At 44.9% G+C, this 18,668-nt stretch carries 14 protein-coding genes; 5 read left to right on the top strand and 9 right to left on the bottom strand.

The genetic code is table 11. The features are described from left to right. Positions 1-4: 4 nt before the first annotated feature. The 4 genes from NI467_RS01605 to efp form a co-directional block, all read right to left on the bottom strand. Entirely contained in the window at positions 5-967 is a 963-nt protein-coding gene (locus tag NI467_RS01605) for an AAA family ATPase (protein WP_374982190.1), read from the bottom strand. Between the two features lie 356 nt (positions 968-1,323). Then, on the bottom strand, positions 1,324-1,629 hold the full coding sequence (locus NI467_RS01600; protein ID WP_171480640.1) for a YbdD/YjiX family protein: 306 nt from the start codon (positions 1,627-1,629) through the stop codon (positions 1,324-1,326). Positions 1,630-1,640: 11 nt separating this feature from the next. Next, positions 1,641-3,740: a carbon starvation CstA family protein gene (locus tag NI467_RS01595; protein ID WP_253150583.1), complete on the bottom strand. Its 2,100-nt coding sequence runs from the start codon at positions 3,738-3,740 to the stop codon at positions 1,641-1,643. Positions 3,741-3,912: 172 nt separating this feature from the next. After that, the gene (gene efp, locus NI467_RS01590) at positions 3,913-4,482 is read right to left on the bottom strand and encodes an elongation factor P (RefSeq protein ID WP_151204865.1); all 570 of its coding nucleotides are present in this window, start codon (positions 4,480-4,482) and stop codon (positions 3,913-3,915) included. A 372-nt stretch (positions 4,483-4,854) separates the two neighbouring features. Between efp and epmB the strand changes: the two genes are divergently transcribed. The 3 genes from epmB to NI467_RS01575 are packed head-to-tail and all read left to right on the top strand — an operon-like array spanning position 4,855 to position 9,782. Further along, positions 4,855-5,877, top strand: a complete 1,023-nt coding sequence (epmB, locus tag NI467_RS01585) for an EF-P beta-lysylation protein EpmB (protein WP_253150580.1) — start codon at positions 4,855-4,857, stop codon at positions 5,875-5,877. Between the two features lie 9 nt (positions 5,878-5,886). Then, on the top strand, positions 5,887-7,632 hold the full coding sequence (locus NI467_RS01580) for a GTPase (RefSeq protein WP_151206103.1): 1,746 nt from the start codon (positions 5,887-5,889) through the stop codon (positions 7,630-7,632). Further along, positions 7,614-9,782, top strand: a complete 2,169-nt coding sequence (locus NI467_RS01575; RefSeq protein ID WP_253150578.1) for an EAL domain-containing protein — start codon at positions 7,614-7,616, stop codon at positions 9,780-9,782. Before NI467_RS01580 ends, NI467_RS01575 begins: the two co-directional genes overlap by 19 nt. Before the next feature lie 89 nt (positions 9,783-9,871). On the opposite strand, the gene rpmE is transcribed toward NI467_RS01575, so the two are convergent. The 4 genes from rpmE to NI467_RS01555 form a co-directional block, all read right to left on the bottom strand. Beyond that, on the bottom strand, positions 9,872-10,096 hold the full coding sequence (gene rpmE, locus NI467_RS01570) for a 50S ribosomal protein L31 (protein WP_004971624.1): 225 nt from the start codon (positions 10,094-10,096) through the stop codon (positions 9,872-9,874). A gap of 201 nt (positions 10,097-10,297) precedes the next feature. Then, positions 10,298-11,278, bottom strand: a complete 981-nt coding sequence (locus NI467_RS01565) for a bile acid:sodium symporter family protein (protein ID WP_253150576.1) — start codon at positions 11,276-11,278, stop codon at positions 10,298-10,300. A 128-nt stretch (positions 11,279-11,406) separates the two neighbouring features. Beyond that, complete coding sequence (gene gloA, locus NI467_RS01560; RefSeq protein WP_151204860.1) at positions 11,407-11,808, bottom strand: lactoylglutathione lyase; 402 nt, start codon at positions 11,806-11,808, stop codon at positions 11,407-11,409. A gap of 1 nt (position 11,809) precedes the next feature. After that, on the bottom strand, positions 11,810-13,960 hold the full coding sequence (locus NI467_RS01555) for an MFS transporter (protein ID WP_253150574.1): 2,151 nt from the start codon (positions 13,958-13,960) through the stop codon (positions 11,810-11,812). Positions 13,961-14,156: 196 nt separating this feature from the next. Here NI467_RS01555 and NI467_RS01550 point away from each other — a divergent pair, with 196 nt between their 5' ends. Next, complete coding sequence (locus tag NI467_RS01550) at positions 14,157-16,811, top strand: Lon protease family protein (protein ID WP_151204858.1); 2,655 nt, start codon at positions 14,157-14,159, stop codon at positions 16,809-16,811. Between the two features lie 87 nt (positions 16,812-16,898). On the opposite strand, the gene grxD is transcribed toward NI467_RS01550, so the two are convergent. Continuing rightward, a complete protein-coding gene (grxD, locus tag NI467_RS01545; protein ID WP_151204857.1) occupies positions 16,899-17,240 on the bottom strand; it encodes a Grx4 family monothiol glutaredoxin in 342 nt (113 codons plus the stop codon). 159 nt (positions 17,241-17,399) lie between these two features. On the opposite strand from grxD, the gene NI467_RS01540 reads away from it, so the two are divergent. Continuing rightward, the gene (locus tag NI467_RS01540) at positions 17,400-18,611 is read left to right on the top strand and encodes an aspartate aminotransferase family protein (RefSeq protein ID WP_253150573.1); all 1,212 of its coding nucleotides are present in this window, start codon (positions 17,400-17,402) and stop codon (positions 18,609-18,611) included. The last annotated feature ends 57 nt before the right edge of the window (positions 18,612-18,668 follow it).

Here is an 18,668-nt window from a genome sequence, read left to right as displayed (position 1 = left end):
TCCTTTAGCTCACTGCAACCTGTTGCATTAGGTTTAAAGTTTCTGCTTCACTTAAACCCAGACGATGTGAGGCGACCGCCACAAATACCGCCTGTATATCATCAGGCGTGACAAAGGTCCGCTGCTGGATCAAGGCATGGGCCTGTGCTGCGCGCTTGAGTGCCAATAAGCCGCGGGTAGACAGTCCATGCTGTTTTTTGCGGGTTTCTTCTGCCAGATCCAGCATATACTCCTGTACCGCCTCACTGATAAAAATCTGCTGGGTCAGCTGTTGTAATGCCAATACTTCATATTCTGTAAAGACATGCGCCAGACTGGCAATGAGGGCAAAACGTGATTCCTGCTGTAGTAGCATTTTCTCTGCATGTCGGGATGGATAGCCCAAAGACAACCGCATTAAAAAGCGGTCTAATTGCGATTCAGGCAAAGCATAGGTGCCACTCTGGAAAAGTGGATTTTGGGTGGCAATTACCCAAAATGGTTTCGGCAAGGCATAACGTACAGCATCGACAGTGACATAGCCTTCCTCCATGGCTTCAAGCAAGGCACTTTGAGTTTTAGGGCTGGAACGGTTAATTTCATCTGCCAGTAAAATCTGAGTAAAAATAGGCCCCTGCTTAAATTCAAACTGATGTTCTTTCTGATTAAACATATTAATCCCAATCACATCACTGGCCAGCATGTCATTAGTAAACTGGATACGCTGAAATTGAAGCCCTGTCAGATGCGCCAGACTGCTTGCTAAAGTGGTTTTTCCCAGACCAGGTAAATCTTCAAATAGTACGTGCCCCCCTGCAATCAGGCAGCATAGCGCCAATCGGGTTTTTGCCTGTTTATCTAAAATAATGGCATTAATTTCTTCAAAAAATTGCTGGATTTTGGGTGCATAACTGACCACCTTCTGCTCAAGCTCATCATTAACGTGTGCAATATCTAATTTTTCTTTTTGTTTCATGCCCCAGATCACAGTATTTTCCCCAATAAAACATGGCTTAAGAGTAACATACACTCTTTTTTAATATTCCCCCAAATGTCCGCTCCTCTTTCCAGATCACTGACCTGTCAGATAACAGGTTTTTAAACTCTCACGCTATAAGGCCATAAACTTTTGTAAACCATTTTCTTCGATAAACCAATCAAAAAAATTATTTAAAATGCTCTATGTTTTACTGAAAAACCATCTTTCCAATGTTTACCCCAATAACCCGACAACAGAAAAACCTAAGGGCTTAAACGTCAAAATTAATGACCATTTTTATCTTATTTAAGCCTTAAATCACCTGCATAAAAAAGCGCCCCGAAAGGCGCTTATTTTTCAACCGATTAACATGGACATTTTTTCATCTCTCCGCCAGCGGATGGATAGCGAGAATCCACACAATGACGGTAAAAGGTTTTAGGATCCATTGGCTCCAGATCAGGATGATGCTGCTGCATATGCGCCAGATAGGTCTGGTAATCTGGCACGCCCACCATCAGGCGGAAGCTCTGCTGCAAACGCTGCCACAAAGTTGCAATCCGTGACCAGTTTTTCGGGTTCAGAATTAACTCCTTCTGGGCCATCACTGTCATCTTGATGATTTTATACATCACTGTTTTACCCGCTTTGGCAAACTTCAGGTTCATCAGTCATACCCCTCTTAATGTGTTTTTACAGGCTGAATGTCTTCGGGATCGCGATAAACCGCTTCTGCTTCGTTGACAGTCGGTACAGGACTTGCAAGTGCACGACGGATAACCCCAATTGCGGCAAACAGCATGACAAAAGCCACAATCATGAAGAAGGCACACAGTACCGCATTGATCTGGTTGGACATTGCGACAGTCTGCATTTCAGCCATTGTTTTGGCAGGTGCCAGAATTTCGTTCTTGGCAATAGCAGTATTAAAGCGCTCTGCTTGTGCCAGAAAGCCGATTTTTGGATTGTCATGGAAAATCTTCTGCCAGCCCGCAGTCATCGAAGTAATAAACAGGAAAATGGTGGGAACAATAGTGACCCATACATATTTTTCTTTCTTCATTTTGAACAGGATGACAGTACCCAGAATGAGTGCCATTGCAGCCAGAATCTGGTTACCAATACCGAATAGCGGCCATAAGCTGTTAATCCCGCCTAATGGATCGACTACGCCCTGATAGACAAAGAAGCCCCAACCGGCAACAGCCACAGCTGTACCAAGCAGGTTACCAAAAAAATTATGCGATTTTTTTACCGCAGGAATCACAATTCCGACTGTATCCTGAACCATGAAACGGCAGGCACGCGTACCAGCATCGACGGCAGTCAGAATGAAAAGTGCTTCAAACAGGATGGCAAAGTGATACCAGAAGGCCATCATTTCACGGCTATTGAAGATTTCAGTAATGATATGCGCCATACCAATGGCAAAGGTTGGTGCACCTCCGGTACGCGACAGGATCGAGCTCTCACCGACTTCCTGAGCCAGTACAGTGAGGGCCTCAGGGGTAACAACAAAGCCAAGATTACGCACCGCTTCTGCTGCACTTTCTGCCGTAGTACCCAGCAATGCCGCCGGCGAGTTAATGGCAAAGTATACCCCCGGATCCAGCACTGCCGCACAGATCAGTGCCATGATCGCCACAAAGGACTCCATTAACATACCGCCATAACCGATCATCCGGATATCGCGTTCATTGTTGACCAGTTTAGGCGTGGTTCCCGAAGAAACCAAGGCGTGGAAGCCGGAAATGGCGCCACAGGCAATTGTAATGAACAGAAATGGGAAGATAGATCCCGCAAAGACCGGACCTGTTCCATCAATGAATTGAGTTACGGCTGGTAATTTCATTTCTGGCATTGCAAAAATAATACCTACGGCCAGACCCGCAATCACTCCAATTTTCAGGAAAGTAGATAAATAATCACGTGGTGCAAGTAACAACCACACTGGCAATACCGAAGCGATAAAACCATAAATGATCAAGGCCCAAGTCAGTTCAGTCCCCGACAGCGTAAAGAAGGGTCCCCAATACGGATGCTGTGCGATGTTTTCACCATAAATGATGCCCAGCATCATCAATACGAAACCAATAATGGAAACTTCTGCAATTTTACCCGGACGGATAAAGCGCATATAAATCCCCATAAAAATCGCAATCGGAATGGTGGCGGCAATACTGAAGACCCCCCATGGACTGTTGGTCAGTGCTTTGACCACCACCAGTGCAAGTACCGCCAGAATGATAATCATCACGCCCAGCGCACCCAGCATGACCACAATCCCGGCAAAAGTACCGAGTTCCTGTTTCGCCATTTCACCCAGTGAGCGGCCATCTCGACGTGTAGAAATAAACAGGACTAGGAAATCCTGTACCGCACCGGCCAACACTACACCGACCAGCAGCCAGATAGTTCCCGGTAAATAGCCCATCTGTGCGGCAAGGATTGGTCCGACCAGTGGTCCAGCCCCGGCAATTGCTGCAAAATGGTGGCCAAACAAGACACTCTTATTGGTAGGCACATAGTCCAGACCATCGACCAAGCGATGCGCAGGTGTCAGACGGCGCTCGTTCAGTTCAAAAACCTTATTGGCAATAAATAAACTATAAAAACGGTAAGCGATGCTATACACACAAGCTGCGGCCAGAACCAGCCAGACTGCATTGACATGCTCACCACGACTCAGTGCTAGAACTCCAAAGGAGACTGCCCCGACGATGGCTACTAAAAGCCAGATGATTTTTGAAGTCAGCGTCGACTTCTGCTGTAAAGTTTCCATTTAATCCCTCATATTTGTGATGCATACAAATCAGCATAATTGTGTTATTCGAGGTACTGCTGTTTTTTCCTTTGCGACTTTAGGCAAATTTTTTCTAATTTCCTCTAAGACTTTGGCATAAAAAAAGGGATGATTTTCATCACCCCTTTGATAATAGTCTATTTTTAAACCATTATACACGTTCTAAATAGTCACCAGTACGGGTGTCTACACGAACGTTTTCTTCCTGCTGAACAAACAATGGAACACGTACCACAGCACCTGTTTCCAGTTTCGCAGGTTTACCACCACCGCCAGAGGTATCACCACGTACACCTGGATCAGTTTCAACAATTTTTAATACCACAAAGTTAGGAGGGCTGACGGTAAGCGGCACGCCATTCCATAACATAATGGTACATTTTTCATTTGAATCGTCTTTTAACCATTTGGCAGCATCACCCATTGCTGTTTTATCAGCAGCGATCTGTTCAAATGATACCGGATCCATGAAGTTCCACATTTCACCGTCGTTGTACAAGTATTCCATTTCTACTTCTACAATATCCGCAGCTTCTAGTGAATCACCAGATTTAAATGTTTTTTCTAAAACTTTACCACTGCGAAGATTACGTAGTTTAACGCGGTTGAACGCCTGGCCCTTACCTGGTTTAACGTATTCGTTTTCCATGATTGCACATGGGTTACCATCAAGCATAACCTTAAGGCCAGACTTGAAATCGTTCGTAGAATAATAGGCCATGATTGGCTCACTCCAAACTTACTAACTTTAATCTATTGATGCTATGGGCTGTTGCAATGTCATTTAGCAAGTCTGACAAGAACATGGTTTGCCACATGCACATTCATTTAATGCTGCGTATTCTAAATGAGCAATACACTTTGCCGCAACGAAAAAATCTGATTTAACTGGCTGACTCTGCTTAACTTAACAGCAGCTATCACAAAGCGGTGTACTTGCTGAGGCTCACAAAGCAGAAAAGCACTAAGTTTCTCCTACCATAGCAAATTACAGGGATTTTTAAAAATTTTGCAGCCGGCTTTTATTCTCATTGACCGACAAACTGCTAAACTGCTGGCTTCATTTAATTTTCAGTTCTTTTAATCTTCCGGCATGACACAGTATTTATACCAAGAACATAATTGGCAGTCACAACTCAGTGACCTGATTACCGACCCGCATGAACTTCTCGAAATTTTAAAACTCTCCCCTGAGCAACTTTTATCCGGCGCTCTGCTGGCGTCCAAGCAGTTTAAATTACGCGTACCTCGTGCTTTTGTAGAACGGATGCAGGTTGGAGATCCTCTAGACCCGCTGTTACTGCAAGTATTGCCTCATCATCTGGAACTGGAAGAGCATCCCGGCTTTGTAACAGATCCGCTGGGCGAAGAACAGGCGAATCAGCAGCCAGGCGTACTGCATAAATATAGCTCCCGATTCCTGCTGACCTTGACAGGCGCCTGTGCCGTACATTGCCGTTACTGTTTCCGCCGGCATTTTCCTTATCAGGAAAACCTGCCTAAACATGAAGATTGGATCAATATCAGGCAGTATCTGGAAAGCCAGCCAGAAATTAATGAAGTTATTTTGAGCGGGGGTGATCCCTTAACGCTGTCAAACCGAAAATTAAAATTATGGATTGAGCGTCTAGAATCTGTACCACATCTCAAATTCTTAAGAATACATTCACGAGTTCCTATTGTGATCCCAAATCGGATCGATGAAGAGCTACTGAGCATGTTGAAAAACAGTAGGCTACGAATTATTCTAGTGGTACACTCAAACCATGCATCGGAGTTGGATGATTCAACCTGTACCCAGTTAAATCAACTGGTTCAGCAACATATCACCGTACTCAATCAGGCCGTATTATTAAAAGGAGTCAATGATTCCGCCCAGGTTTTGATTGACTTAAGCTATCGCTTATTCGATGCCGGCGTAATGCCTTATTATTTACATGTACTTGATAAAGTAAAAGGTGCGCAGCATTTTGATTTATCACCTGAATGTATTCATGAAATTTACACTGAAGTTTTAGCGAGCCTACCGGGGTATTTGGTTCCTAAACTGGTGAGAGAAATAGCGGGTGAAAAAAATAAGACACCGCTTTTTGGGGATTCAACATTTTTGAGTTAAATAATAAAGATGAGTAAACTTACTTCAGATATCTTTCAGACACCGACTGAGCTTCAACTCGACGAGTTAAGCTTTTGTGCGACCAATGCCAAGGCTTTACAGGAGTGGGTTACCGGTATTTCAGTCTTGCAACTGGGTAATTCTTCTAAATCCCTGTTTAGCGCCTTACTCGAAATTTCAGAACTGAAGTGTGCTGAGACCTTACGCTTTGACCTGATTCAAATCCTTCATCCCACGCTTGAAAATGTGCTGGGCAGTCTGGAAAAGCATTTCATTAATCAGGGCCTGATTACGACTGACCGCAATGACCAGATCATTGAATTGGCGATGCTGTTACGTACTTACTTTACCAAAATCTATATTGATATTGTCAAACGCTGCAATTACCAGCTGAGTCATCAAAAATTTTCGCTCTTTTCTCTAGGCAAAAAGAAAAGTCTGCAAACCGCCCGAATTGTTTCCACCTATTATGCGCTACAGCAACTGAGCCTGCTGTTCTACCAGCAAAACATGCTGTATAGCGCACCCGGGCCGGGACAATGGCTGGCTGCCCATCAGTTGCTTGAAGGTGCCATGGCGCATAACTTCTACCAGGTCAATATCAACCAGATTCTGGGAACAGAACATGACATCCAGAATATTGCCCAAGCCTATGCACAGCTCATCTTGCTGGATATTTTTAATACCAACCAGATTCGTCCCGCAGAAATTCAGGGCTTATATTTATGCAGTGCGGACTGGGCGAAACGGGTTCAGATTCTGCCCAAAGAGACCACTCTGTCTCGTTATGTGGTAGATGCCAGCAAGGATCATCCACCTTTACTCAACGCTCATCAGGGCGAGCAGTTTAAGCCAAGTTTCTTTATTGCTACCCAGAGCCTGATGGAACATCTGGCCGGTACGCAAACCAAAAATGCCCAATACCTGTCACGCAATGAAAAACTGTTCCTGACCCCTGCCTTGCATTTTCATATTTATCATCTGCTTTCAAATAATGTGGAACGCCGTCATGAACGTTATGAATATTCGGCACAAATTAATATCTGCTTTGGCCTGACGGTTGCTCATTTTTATCTGTCCAAAGGTAAGAACTTTAATGAGACACTGGACTTAGAGGCCAATTACAACTTACAAAGCGAAAGCAGCTTTGTCAGCTCCCTGCAAAGCGCCATTCCAAATGGATTTAGCAGTATCAAGGCACTGGACCGGGAAACCAAACAGATTCATAGTGCCGAAGTGCTGGATATTAGTGTCAATGGTTACCGGATTAAATGGTCTGGCATAACACCGCCCCTTCTAAAAACTGGTGAATTTATTCTGGTACAGGAAAAATCACAGAGTCAATGGCGCGGCGGTGTGATTCGCTGGATCAAGCAATCTACAGATAAAAGCCTAGAAATTGGTCTGGAAATGCTGACACAGGAGCTATATCCATGTGCCGTCTACACCCGTACAGAACTTCATAAGGCCAATTACCAGCCAGCTCTGTTGGTCCAGACCACGCAACTGGATCAGGTTTCGACCAGCATCATTGTGCCGGGTTCACAGATGTTCCGGGAAAAACAAACCATTCATTTACGTCTTGGCCAGCAAGAGCTCAAGATTTATCTAACCAAGGCCCACCTGATTACCCAAAGTTTTATCCGCTTTGATTACGAATTATTAAATGATCAGGAACAAGAGCTTATTGAACGCTTTATTCATAAGCATACAAATGAAGCTAGAAATCACGATTTATGGGAAGCATTAAAGTGAGAAATCCATTATTGTCTAAAAAGTTGAAACGTACTGAAACACGTTTACTGATTATTGATGATAATCAAATTAGATATAACCAAATCCGTGACCTTCTGAGCAATAATCAATATCAGGTGGATGCCGTCCTGCTGGATGATCTGCAGTCTTTTGAAAAACAGCTGAATTTTAATTGGGATCTGATTATTTTCGGTCGTGCCTATGACCTGAAATATGAGCAGGCCCTGAGTCTGGTTCGTCTTTCTCACCAGCCTGAACTTCCCATTATTTTACTCAAGCCTGAAGATTATAAGGCTGAGCAATACGCACAATATGTCCATAAAGGTATTTATGACATTCTGAATCTAGATTATCCGGAACGCTTCTATATTGGTCTGGTGCGCGCGCTGTCTTTTAGCCGCGGTTTGCAAACCCAACAGCACTTGATGAACGAACTGGAAACCGCCCAGAATCAGGCCCAGTCTCTGGTTGAAGACAGTAACCGCGCCGTCGCAACCATTCAGGAAGGGATTCATATTCAGGCGAATGCTGACTATCTGAAGCTTTTTGGCTTGCACAGTGAAGATGATCTGATCGGGTTACCCCTGCTTGACCTCTTACAGCCAGAAGATTTAAACGAGTTCAAAACACGCTTTAAAAAGATTTCTCAAGGGCAGTTTGACCTAGGCCGTTTTGATATTGTATCTGTCAACCCCAAAATCTCCGCGGCGAATCCCTTAAAACTTGAATTTCTTGCTTCAACGACTGAAGAAGATGCCCTGCAAATCACCATTGATACACAAGCACAGTCACAATCAGGCACAGACAAAGCTCTAGGTAAACCCGGTGCTTTCCAGCTACTTAAACGGAAAATGAGCAAGCAGCCTGCGCCTTTTAATGCGCTGGTCACCTTCTCTCTGACCTCTTATGAGCCCACAGTGCTCTCCTCTGACTGGCACACTTTTAGTAGTTACTTCAACGAAATTAGAGCCTTCCTGAAAGAACAGACTCATGTTCCGCTCTTTAAACTGGAATATGATGTCTTTGTTGGCCTGTTTCAGGCGGACTCAAAGCAAATCCTGGAGTCCAAGCTGATTGGATTAAATGCCCTCAGCAAGCCTCAACTCATTACTGTTGGACAAAACTCGTTCCCGCTGAATTTTCGCATCGGCTATATCATGCTGGAAGATGGCCTGAATGACGAAAGCCACTACAATGATCTGGTAGCACAAGCTTTCTCGACTGCTTTACCTCAAGCAGAAGCAGCCCCTGAATTTATTCTGGATACCTCTGCGCCAGCAACCCCTCAAGCGCTTCAAATGCCAGGCATAGACTTTAGTGTGGCGAAAGAAGTACCTCTTGACAGTCCAACAACGGCGGTCATTAGCCCGGCAGTTACTTCAGTTCTAGATGGAACGCCTTCTATATTAAAAGCCTTGCGTGTATGTCTGGATCGTGGCGAAATTCATTTAAAATATCAACAACTGTATGATAAAGAAGATACTCGCCTCTATCGCTATGAAGTCACCAGCGGTTTTATCTTTGACAATAAATGGCAGGATATTTCATCAATCCTTGAGCTGCGTGAAGATGACGAGTTATCCATTAAACTAGATCGCTGGATTCTGGTTGAAGCCAGCAAACAGTTACATAACTTTATTACCCAATATCCGGATGCCAGCTTAATTGTTAACTTGAATCGGGCAGTATTATTTAAAGACCGTACCTTCCCGGAATTTATCTCCAAGCTGATTACGATTATCCGCAGTAAAAACCAGCATCCGCTTACCCTCCAATTCTCGGAAGAGGATGTTTTACTGAATCAGCAAGATGCCCAGAAGTATTTGCGTGTTCTGCATGAACATGGTGCACTGACTTCCCTGCGTGATTTTGGTCAGTCTATCTATAGCCCAAATCTACTGCAAGAACTGGAACTAGATGGCGTCAGCCTGCATTCCAGCTTAACCCAGATGCTGAATCATGATACTGAAATTGAAGAGTTACAAGAAAAAATTGCCAGCTATAACGAAATCAGGCCGCTGAATATCCTGATTCGCGAATTGAATGACATGACTTTATTCGCCAATGCCTGGAACGTGGATGCCCGCTTTATTCAGGGGGATTATTTCCAGAAAAAACTGGACCACCTGATTGACGTACAAGACCATTAAGGTGTTGTACCAACCTGTGAAGCTGGAGGAATTCCCTGAATCACAGGCACAAAAAAACGGGCAATATGCCCGTTTTTTTATTTTGGGTATTAACGTTTGATAGAACGTGACATACCAGCAAAACGTTGTTTGAACTTGTCGATACGACCGCCAGTGTCAACGTTCTTTTGCTTACCAGTGTAGAATGGGTGGCAAGCTGAACATACGTCTAGATAAAGAGTTTCTTTACCAACAGCTGAACGAGTTTCGATTACGTTACCGCAAGAGCAAGTAGCAACTAGTTTTTCGTATTTTGGGTGAATATCGGCGCGCATCGTCGATTACTCCATAAAGATTAAAGAAGGTTTTGCTGTCATCGCAATTGATCACTCTCAAACCTGAGGAAAGCCGGAACCGAAATTCTGGCAGATCAACACCATAACAGACCATTCTTTTGGCCCACCGAGACAGATACCGTCAGAGCTAAGCACAACAAGTTGGACAATATTATACGGCAAACTGATTCAATAAGCGAATTATTCTTGAGCCGGTTTCTCGGGTTCTTTGGCCCAGAGATTAGCCACAACTCCGCAGACCATCAGCTGAATTTGATGGAAAATCATAATTGGTAATACGATCATACCCAATGGCTGTCCAATAAATAGAATCTGTGCCATCGGTACCCCACTGGCCAGAGTTTTTTTGGAACCACAGAAAAATGCCGTTTTCTGGTCGGCGCGGTTAAAGCCCATCCAGCGTGGAATATACAGCGATAACAGCATAACAATCGTCAATAAAACCGAACATGCCAAGAGCAATAACAACAAGGTACTGATGCTGACTTCGTTCCATAGTCCAGCAACCACTGCACTACTAAAAGCACCATATACGACCAGCAAAATTGAACCCTGGTCAAAAACCTTGACGAGCTTTGGCATTTTCATCATCTGAGGATAAACCCAGGGACGCAACACCTGCCCCAAGATAAAAGGAACCAATAGCAACAAGGTAATCTGGATAATGGAAGCAGTCGGATCAAAATCATGTTCAGATTGGCCCAAAATGAAAAATGCCACCAGTGCAGGAGTAATAAACATACCGATCAGATTGGAAAAGGAAGCACTACAGACGGCACCCGCCACATTACCATTGGCCACTGAAGTAAAAGCAATCGACGACTGGACTGTCGATGGCAAGAAACACATAAACAGAAAGCCCCAATATAATTCTTGTCCCAGCATTGGCTGTAAAATCGGCTTGGCCAATAATCCTAAAAGAGGAAACAAGGCAAAAGTCAAAGCAAAGACCAGAGTATGCAGCCTCCAGTGCATAATCCCCTCCACGACCGCTTCACGGGAAAGTTTAGCCCCATGCAGAAAAAACAGGATTGCAATTGCTGCTGTTGTGACCCAACCAAACACCTGGGCTGCCTGTCCGGAGACCGGCAGCAAACTGGCCAGCAATATCATTACAAATAACAATATTGTAAAACGATCTAATGCTAAGAGCTTAAGCATCTGACTTACTTCCCTTTAAGTTTTATTCTTTGATAAAAAATGCCCAGATATCTAGCGAATTCTGGACATAGTTAGATCGTTTTGCAAGTCCAATAAAAGATGATTTTTCATCTTACTTGCAGTATGGATCAGTTATTGCGTGCATTACTATCCTGCTGGATAAGTTCGATCTTATAGCCGTCTGGATCTTCCACAAAGGCAATCACGGTTACACCGCCTTTCATTGGACCTGCTTCACGAACCACATTACCGCCACGTGCCTTGATTTCCTCACAGGCCTTATAGGCATCATCCACAGCAATGGCAATATGGCCATAAGCATTGCCCAGCTCATAACTTGCCGTGTCCCAGTTATGGGTCAATTCAAGTACGGTATGGTTTTCTTCATCGCCATAGCCCACAAAAGCCAAGGTAAAACGACCCTCTTCGTAATCACGCTTACGAAGCAAAGTCATACCAAGTACCTCAGTATAGAACTTCAAAGACTGTTCCAAGTTGCCTACACGTAACATGGTATGTAGCATGCGCATATTAATCCTCCTTATTTACAGAGTGTTGTTGGTGTTCACCGAGCAGTTTTGCGACCCAGACCACGAGAATCAGGATTGGAATACCCATCAAGGTAGTCATCAGGAAGAAATTCGGATAACCGATATTGGTGACTATAGTACCTGAATATCCACCCAAAATCTTAGGAGTTAGGGTCATCAGGGAACTGAAAATGGCATATTGCACCGCCGTAAAGGACACACTGGTCAGGCTCGACAAGAAAGCAATAAAGGCTGCACCCGCCAATCCAGCAGCCAAATTATCCACGATTATGGCAAAATACAGCCAGGCAGAGCTGTAAGGCTTAATCACTTTCCCCTGCACCTCAACCATATCTGCATCACCCATCTTGAGCGGCTGAATCTCGACATCCAGAGCATTCGTCAAAGTTTGAGTCAAATCCACCATATAGCTGTGCTGCTGGGTCAAAACCACCTGATCTTGCTGCATCAGATTGACACTAATCTGCCTGGTCGCTGAAGCTACCAATTTTTCGGCTGGAATTGCAGCACTAAACGTACCTGCCTCATCCAGTTTGGCATCAAAATTCTGGCCATCTAGCGTCATTACAATTTTTTGCTGATCTTGCAGCGCTGCGCCCGTATATTGTCCACGTACTACAATGCTATTGTCCTGCTCATTGGCTGTAATAATATTGTCAGTCGTAATAGGCAACAGCAGTAATTGTGCCTGCTGAGCTTGGCTTTTAAGATAAGGCATATGCAGTGTCACTGCGGGTATATCCTGATCTTGATACTGAGCCTTGACCATCACGATATCGCTCTGTTCAAGCGCTGCTTTGGGAACCGGAATATTCCAGTAACCGACTTCGTCGGTGTCAACCTGATAATAATGCGATCCGACCTGCACTTCGACCTGAGCGAGTTTTTCTCCGGATTTAACCAGGCCTATAAAAATCAGATTCGTTGAACAGGCAAGAATAGCACCCACAAACATCAGCTTCATGATGTTCATCTTCTGGGCCAACAATCCGCCAAGAAAACCTCCGAGCAGGGAGAAAATCACCCCATATACCTTGACGGCTTCAGCAATCTGCTCCTTGCTAAAATTTAAATCCTGATAGAACACATTGGAAATTACCCCGGCAATAATATCGGAGACCCGATAAAAGCCAATCAGGAGCAACAGCACCAGCGCCAGTTTTAAGCCATAACGCTCAAAGAAATCGGCCACCGGATTCACCCAGGTTTCATAAGCCATCTGTCTGTTCACAGCGCCCATTTTGACCAGTACGGCACCCACCCCAAATGCAACTGCAGCGGAGCCAATAAAACGTAAAGCTTCAAAACAGAACAAAGCCAAGCTATCCTGAATAGCCCAGCGCTCTATCATAATGGTGACCAAGTTTCCTGAATACACATAGCTTGCAACAAAGCTGATAACGGCAATAAAAAACACACCAACCAGACGAAAATAGTCGCTACGCTGATAGTCTTTATGAATACGCTCTACCTGTGGCTCACGAATCAATAATGTAGTCAGAATACCCACCAGCATCACGGCTGCCATCGCCAGATAGGTCCATTTCCAGGCATCATAGATATAGTTGCCTTTGGCTGTGCCCAGATAGGCAGCCAGAAACAAAGCCCCTGCTCCTGCCACAATCATCCCGATGCGGTAACCGGCATTATAGGTCGATGCCAGCACGGTCTGCATCTGGGCTTCAGCCAGTTCAATACGATAGGCATCAATGACAATATCCTGGGTTGCCGCTGAAAAGCCGAGCAATACTGCCCCTAATGCCATTTGCTGTAAATGTGCCTGACCCAATGCCGGATCAGAAAATGCCATAATTGCAATTGCACAGACAATGAGAATCTGGGCAACCAGAAGCCAGGCCCGACGGCGACCCAAGGCTTTGGTTAGAAAGGGTAGCGGTAATTCATCAATCAGCGGTGCCCAGACAAATTTAAAAGAATATCCCAATGCAGCCCAGCTAAAAAAAGTCACGGCACTTTTGCTGATTCCGGCTTCACCAAGCCATAAAGACAAGCTGGAAAAAATGAGAAGAATCGGGACACCGGCTGAAAATCCCAAAAACAGCATGATCAAGGCACGTCGATCCAAAAATGCTGTAAATGCGGATTTCCAATCCGTCGTTTGTGTGGTCATTAGCTTGTTATTTTCCGTGAAAATCAATTGCTGCTATTCAATCCTGTAATACGCCATCTTTCAATAAGATTTATATAATTATCACATTCTGGATTTTTTTATTTTTGCCAAAAACGATGCCGCAGCTTGAAATTTTCAAGTAAATCTGTATACCTTAAACCTTATCAACGTAATATTTCGTTTTGGATTTTCAACAGTGACCCAGAGACTCGATCAAATTAATTCTTCTATTGCCACTAACACAACAACAGCCCAACTCTCTAAGCATTCTGAACTAGCAGTCTCAGTATTTGAAAAAAGCGAAATACACCCTACACTTGCGCATACCCGCCTCAGCGCAGAACAACTCACACACATCCCCCAGCTCGAAAAAATTCCGGCTTCTACAAAAAGAATCAAACCCTTAAATAATTTTTTGGGACAGGACCGTGCCCGTGCCTCGGTAGAAGCCGGTATTGCGCTTCCTTATTCAGGCTATAACATTTTTGCTGTCGGCACTGCAGGTCTGGGCAAACGTACCATGGTAAAGCGGCTGCTACAGCAACATGCAAAAACCATGGAGACACCAAATGACTGGGTCTATGTCAATAACTTCCAGAACCAGCGCCAACCTATTGCCCTGCAACTTCCTGCCGGTCAGGGGCCAAAATTCCAGACAATTTTACATCAGAGCTGGCAGACTATTCTAAAGCAACTGGAACGTCGATTTACTGCGGAAAGCTATCACAACCGGATTGAAATGATTCGCCAGGAAACGGGAGACGAGCAGCAACAGGCGCTCATCGAACTGACCCGTGAAGGCGAAGATCTGGATTTAAAACTGATTACCCGCAACGATGAACATTGCTTCGTGCCTGTCTATCTAAAAGATGACAAGGTTCAGGAGATGTCACAGGATGACCTGAACGCCCTCAGCAACAAGGATCGCGCAGAAATTGCGGCCAATATGCGCTATATGGACAAGAAGCTGGAGCGTCTCGGCCTGCATCTGGGTGATCTGGAAGATGATGCACGTGATCGCGTGCAAGTGCTGAACCGTGATATTGCCAAACAGGTCGTTTTACCACGGGTTGAACATATCCTGTCCAAGTTCAAACATGTGGAAGGACTCGAACAGTATCTGAAGCAATATGCCGAAGACATTATTAATAATGTCGAGATTGTACTGGAACAGGAAGAAGATGACTTCACACCTGCGCTTTTCAGTCGTGTACCCGCCCGCTATCAGGCCAATGTCATTGTGTCCCATAAACCCAATGCTGGCGCACCAGTGATTTTTGAAGACTTTCCAACCCATTACAACCTCTTGGGGCATGTAGAGCAGCTGACCCAAAATGGCACGATTACCACAGATTTCACCTTAATCCGTCCCGGGTCACTCCATAAAGCCAACGGTGGCTTCCTGATGCTTGAAGCCGAGCAATTACTGGAACAGCCTTACGCCTGGCAGGGTCTTAAACGTGCGCTTAAATCGGGTCATCTGAAGCTTTCTTCTCTGGAACACATGCTGACCCTAACCGGCAGTATTTCAATTGAGCCCGCTGCTATCCCTTTAAATATTAAAGTGGTACTGCTGGCTGAACCGGAAATTTACTATGAAATTCTGGAGCTTGAACCAGAGCTAGGCAGTATTTTTAAAATCCGTGCCGACTTTACCGATACGCTGCAGCGCAATGAAGAAAATGAACAGGCCTATATGCAGCTGATTGCCGATTATGTGCAGTCTGATAAATTATTGCCTTTTGACCGTTCCGCTCTTTCCGCCCTGCTCACTGACTCTAGCCGTCAGGCCGAAGACCAGAGTTCTTTATCCCTGCATGCCTTGACTTTGGGGGATCTGATTCGCGAGGCTCACCATCATGCCTTTCAGGCCGCTGACAAGATGGTCTCTGAAAAGCATATCAACATGGCTCTGGATCACCGCAAATATCGCTTAGGCTATTTACGTGAACTGTACTGGCAGGATCTGACCCGCGGTACTCAACTGATTGAAACCCGCGGTCACCGTCTCGGTCAGATCAATGCCCTATCAGTGATCCATTATGCAGATGTCGAATTTGGCCTTCCTTCGCGTCTGACCGCTTCGGTCTATCAAGGCGGCGGAGATATTCTGGATATTGAACGCAGTGTTGAACTAGGCGGCTCTTTACATGCCAAAGGCGTGTTATTGATGGCTTCATTTCTGAAAGCACATTTCGGCCGTGAACAAACCTTGCATTTTTCAGCTGCTCTGGCCTTTGAACAAAGCTATGGACAGGTCGATGGAGATAGTGCAACCGTTGCTGAACTCTCCGCCCTCATCTCTGCGATTAGTCAATTACCGATTGACCAGTCTTGGGCCATTACCGGCTCCATGAACCAACTGGGCCAAGTGCAGCCGATTGGTGGAGTGAATGCCAAAATCGAGGGCTTTTTCGACGCCTGTAAACTGCAAGGTCTGACTGGCAAACAAGGCGTGATTATTCCACGTCAAAACATGCAGCACCTGATGTTACGCAAAGATGTGATTACAGCAGTCGAACAAGGTCAGTTTCATATCCATGCCATTGATACCATTGATCAGGCGCTTGAGATTCTGATGGCACGTCCAGTCGGCAAAATGGATAAAAAAGGCCGTTATAGCAAAGACTCGATTTATGCAGCAGTCATGGAACAGCTAGATTATTGGCAAGCCATTGAAGATGGTGCCGAATTTGAGGAAGAGCCAAAGAAAAAGAAAAAAAAGAAGAAGAAAAAGAAAAAAGAAAAAGCCGCAGTAAAAGACATTCAGGCAAAGCAAGACGCTCTTGCAGAAGCGCTGGCGGCTGAATCACAAGATCTGGAAAATTCCGGGCACAAGGCAGAAGAATAATTCTGCCCCCTATTTTCCTTTTACCCACATAAAAAAGCGCTTCTAAAAAGAAGCGCTTTTTTACAGCTGTGAGTTTAATTAAATCAATTAAGCTTCAGGTGCCGGGCTGTACTGTTCAACTAAAGACTTCAATTCACCTTTCTGGAACATATCGAGCATGATGTCACTACCACCAATCAACTCGCCATTGATCCAAAGCTGTGGGAATGTCGGCCAGTTTGCGATTTGTGGCAAAGTTGCACGGATATCCGGATTTTCAAGGATATTCACATAAGCAAATGGACGACCAATTTGACTGAGTGCTTCTACCGCACGCGCAGAGAAACCACACTGTGGAAATTGTGGTGTACCTTTCATATAAAGAAGTACTGCATGTTTAGCAATTTGGTCACGAATTAACGCTTCGGTATCGCGTACTTGTTCAGTCATTGATAAATCCTCAACTAATCTGTCTGGCATTATACCGAAATCCGAGAAAAACAGTATGGCTAATGCAATAAATCCATTTTTATTTACATTTACCCTTTAAATCTGCTCAGGTTTTTGCTTATATAAGTTTTTATTTCCACCTCCACTAAAGAGTCAGTCATGAACAATATTAGTCTCGCTCCGGTGCAAACTGATCAACCTTCTCACTTGATGCCAGTCTTTGGCCGTCAACCGATCAGCTTTATCCGAGGGCGAGGTGCATATCTGTATACCGAGGATGGTACGGAATATCTGGATGCCTTAACCGGTATTGCCGTATGTGGTTTGGGCCATGCACATCCGGTCATTGCTGAAGCGATTGCCGAACAGGCAGCCACCCTGATCCATACCAGCAACCTGTTTGAAGTACCTTGGCAGACTGCCGCAGCCCAAAAACTTGCCGAAGTAGCAGGCATGGAAGAGGTTTTCTTCTCTAACAGTGGTGCAGAGTCCAATGAGGGCGCCATCAAAATTGCGCGTAAATTCGGTCATATGCAAGGCATTGCCAGCCCTAAAATTATTGTAGCCGAGCACTCTTTCCATGGCCGTACCATGGCTACCCTGTCTGCAACAGGCAACAAGAAAGTTCAAGAAGGTTTTGGCCCTCTGGTTGAAGGTTTTATCCGTGTTCCTTTTGGCGATATTGAAGCCATTGAAGAAGTAGCGATCAACCATCCTGATATTGTCGCGATTCTGGTCGAGCCAATTCAAGGCGAAGGTGGAGTTAATACGGCTCCGCAGGGCTTTAGCTACCTGGAAGAAATCCGTCAGCTCTGTAACCAGCACCACTGGTTGATGATGCTCGATGAGGTTCAGACCGGAAATGGCCGTACAGGAAAATATTTTGCTTATCAGCATACCAATATTATTCCAGATGTACTGACCACAGCCAAAGGTCTGGGCAATGGCTTCCCGATCGGTGCTGTCATGACCCAAGGCCGTGGTGTAGGCGTTTTAACTGCGGGTAATCATGGCTCGACTTATAGTGGGACCGCCTTAGGCTCACGTGTGGTTTATACCATTATCGATATTATGCAAAAAGAAAATATCGTGGAAAATGCAGCGGAAAAAGGTGCTTATATTGTTGAGCAGCTACGTACCCAACTTGCAGCCCATAACGTGACCGTACGCGGTTTTGGCCTTATGATTGGAGTTGAATTACCGAAAGCCTGTGCCGAGCTGGTGGATATTGCACGTGATGAATACAAGATGATCATCAATGTAACCGCAGGAAATGTCGTGCGTCTGTTGCCTACCCTGAATATCACTCAAGAGCAGGCAGACCAGCTGGTGGAGCGTCTGGTTAAAATGATTAAAGCTTATCTGGCTTAAAACAGAACCAACCTTTAAACCCAAAAAAGCCGCTAGAAAGCGGCTTTTTTATAGTCT

The sequence above is a fragment of the Acinetobacter sp. S4397-1 genome (assembly GCF_024129285.1).
Classification (GTDB): Bacteria; Pseudomonadota; Gammaproteobacteria; order Pseudomonadales; family Moraxellaceae; genus Acinetobacter; species Acinetobacter lwoffii_C.
This window is presented reverse-complemented; position numbering and strand designations above follow the sequence as displayed.

Bases quoted from the DNA above. Each gene is read 5' to 3' on its own strand.
- NI467_RS01540 (WP_253150573.1), top strand. From the start codon at position 17,400: ATGAACAATATTAGTCTCGCTCCGGTGCAAACTGATCAACCTTCTCAC.
- epmB (WP_253150580.1), top strand. From the start codon at position 4,855: ATGACACAGTATTTATACCAAGAACATAATTGGCAGTCACAACTCAGT.
- NI467_RS01595 (WP_253150583.1), bottom strand. From the start codon at position 3,740: ATGGAAACTTTACAGCAGAAGTCGACGCTGACTTCAAAAATCATCTGG.
- NI467_RS01580 (WP_151206103.1), top strand. From the start codon at position 5,887: ATGAGTAAACTTACTTCAGATATCTTTCAGACACCGACTGAGCTTCAA.
- NI467_RS01575 (WP_253150578.1), top strand. From the start codon at position 7,614: ATGGGAAGCATTAAAGTGAGAAATCCATTATTGTCTAAAAAGTTGAAA.
- efp (WP_151204865.1), bottom strand. From the start codon at position 4,482: ATGGCCTATTATTCTACGAACGATTTCAAGTCTGGCCTTAAGGTTATG.
- rpmE (WP_004971624.1), bottom strand. From the start codon at position 10,096: ATGCGCGCCGATATTCACCCAAAATACGAAAAACTAGTTGCTACTTGC.
- NI467_RS01555 (WP_253150574.1), bottom strand. From the start codon at position 13,960: ATGACCACACAAACGACGGATTGGAAATCCGCATTTACAGCATTTTTG.
- gloA (WP_151204860.1), bottom strand. From the start codon at position 11,808: ATGCGCATGCTACATACCATGTTACGTGTAGGCAACTTGGAACAGTCT.
- grxD (WP_151204857.1), bottom strand. From the start codon at position 17,240: ATGACTGAACAAGTACGCGATACCGAAGCGTTAATTCGTGACCAAATT.
- NI467_RS01565 (WP_253150576.1), bottom strand. From the start codon at position 11,278: ATGCTTAAGCTCTTAGCATTAGATCGTTTTACAATATTGTTATTTGTA.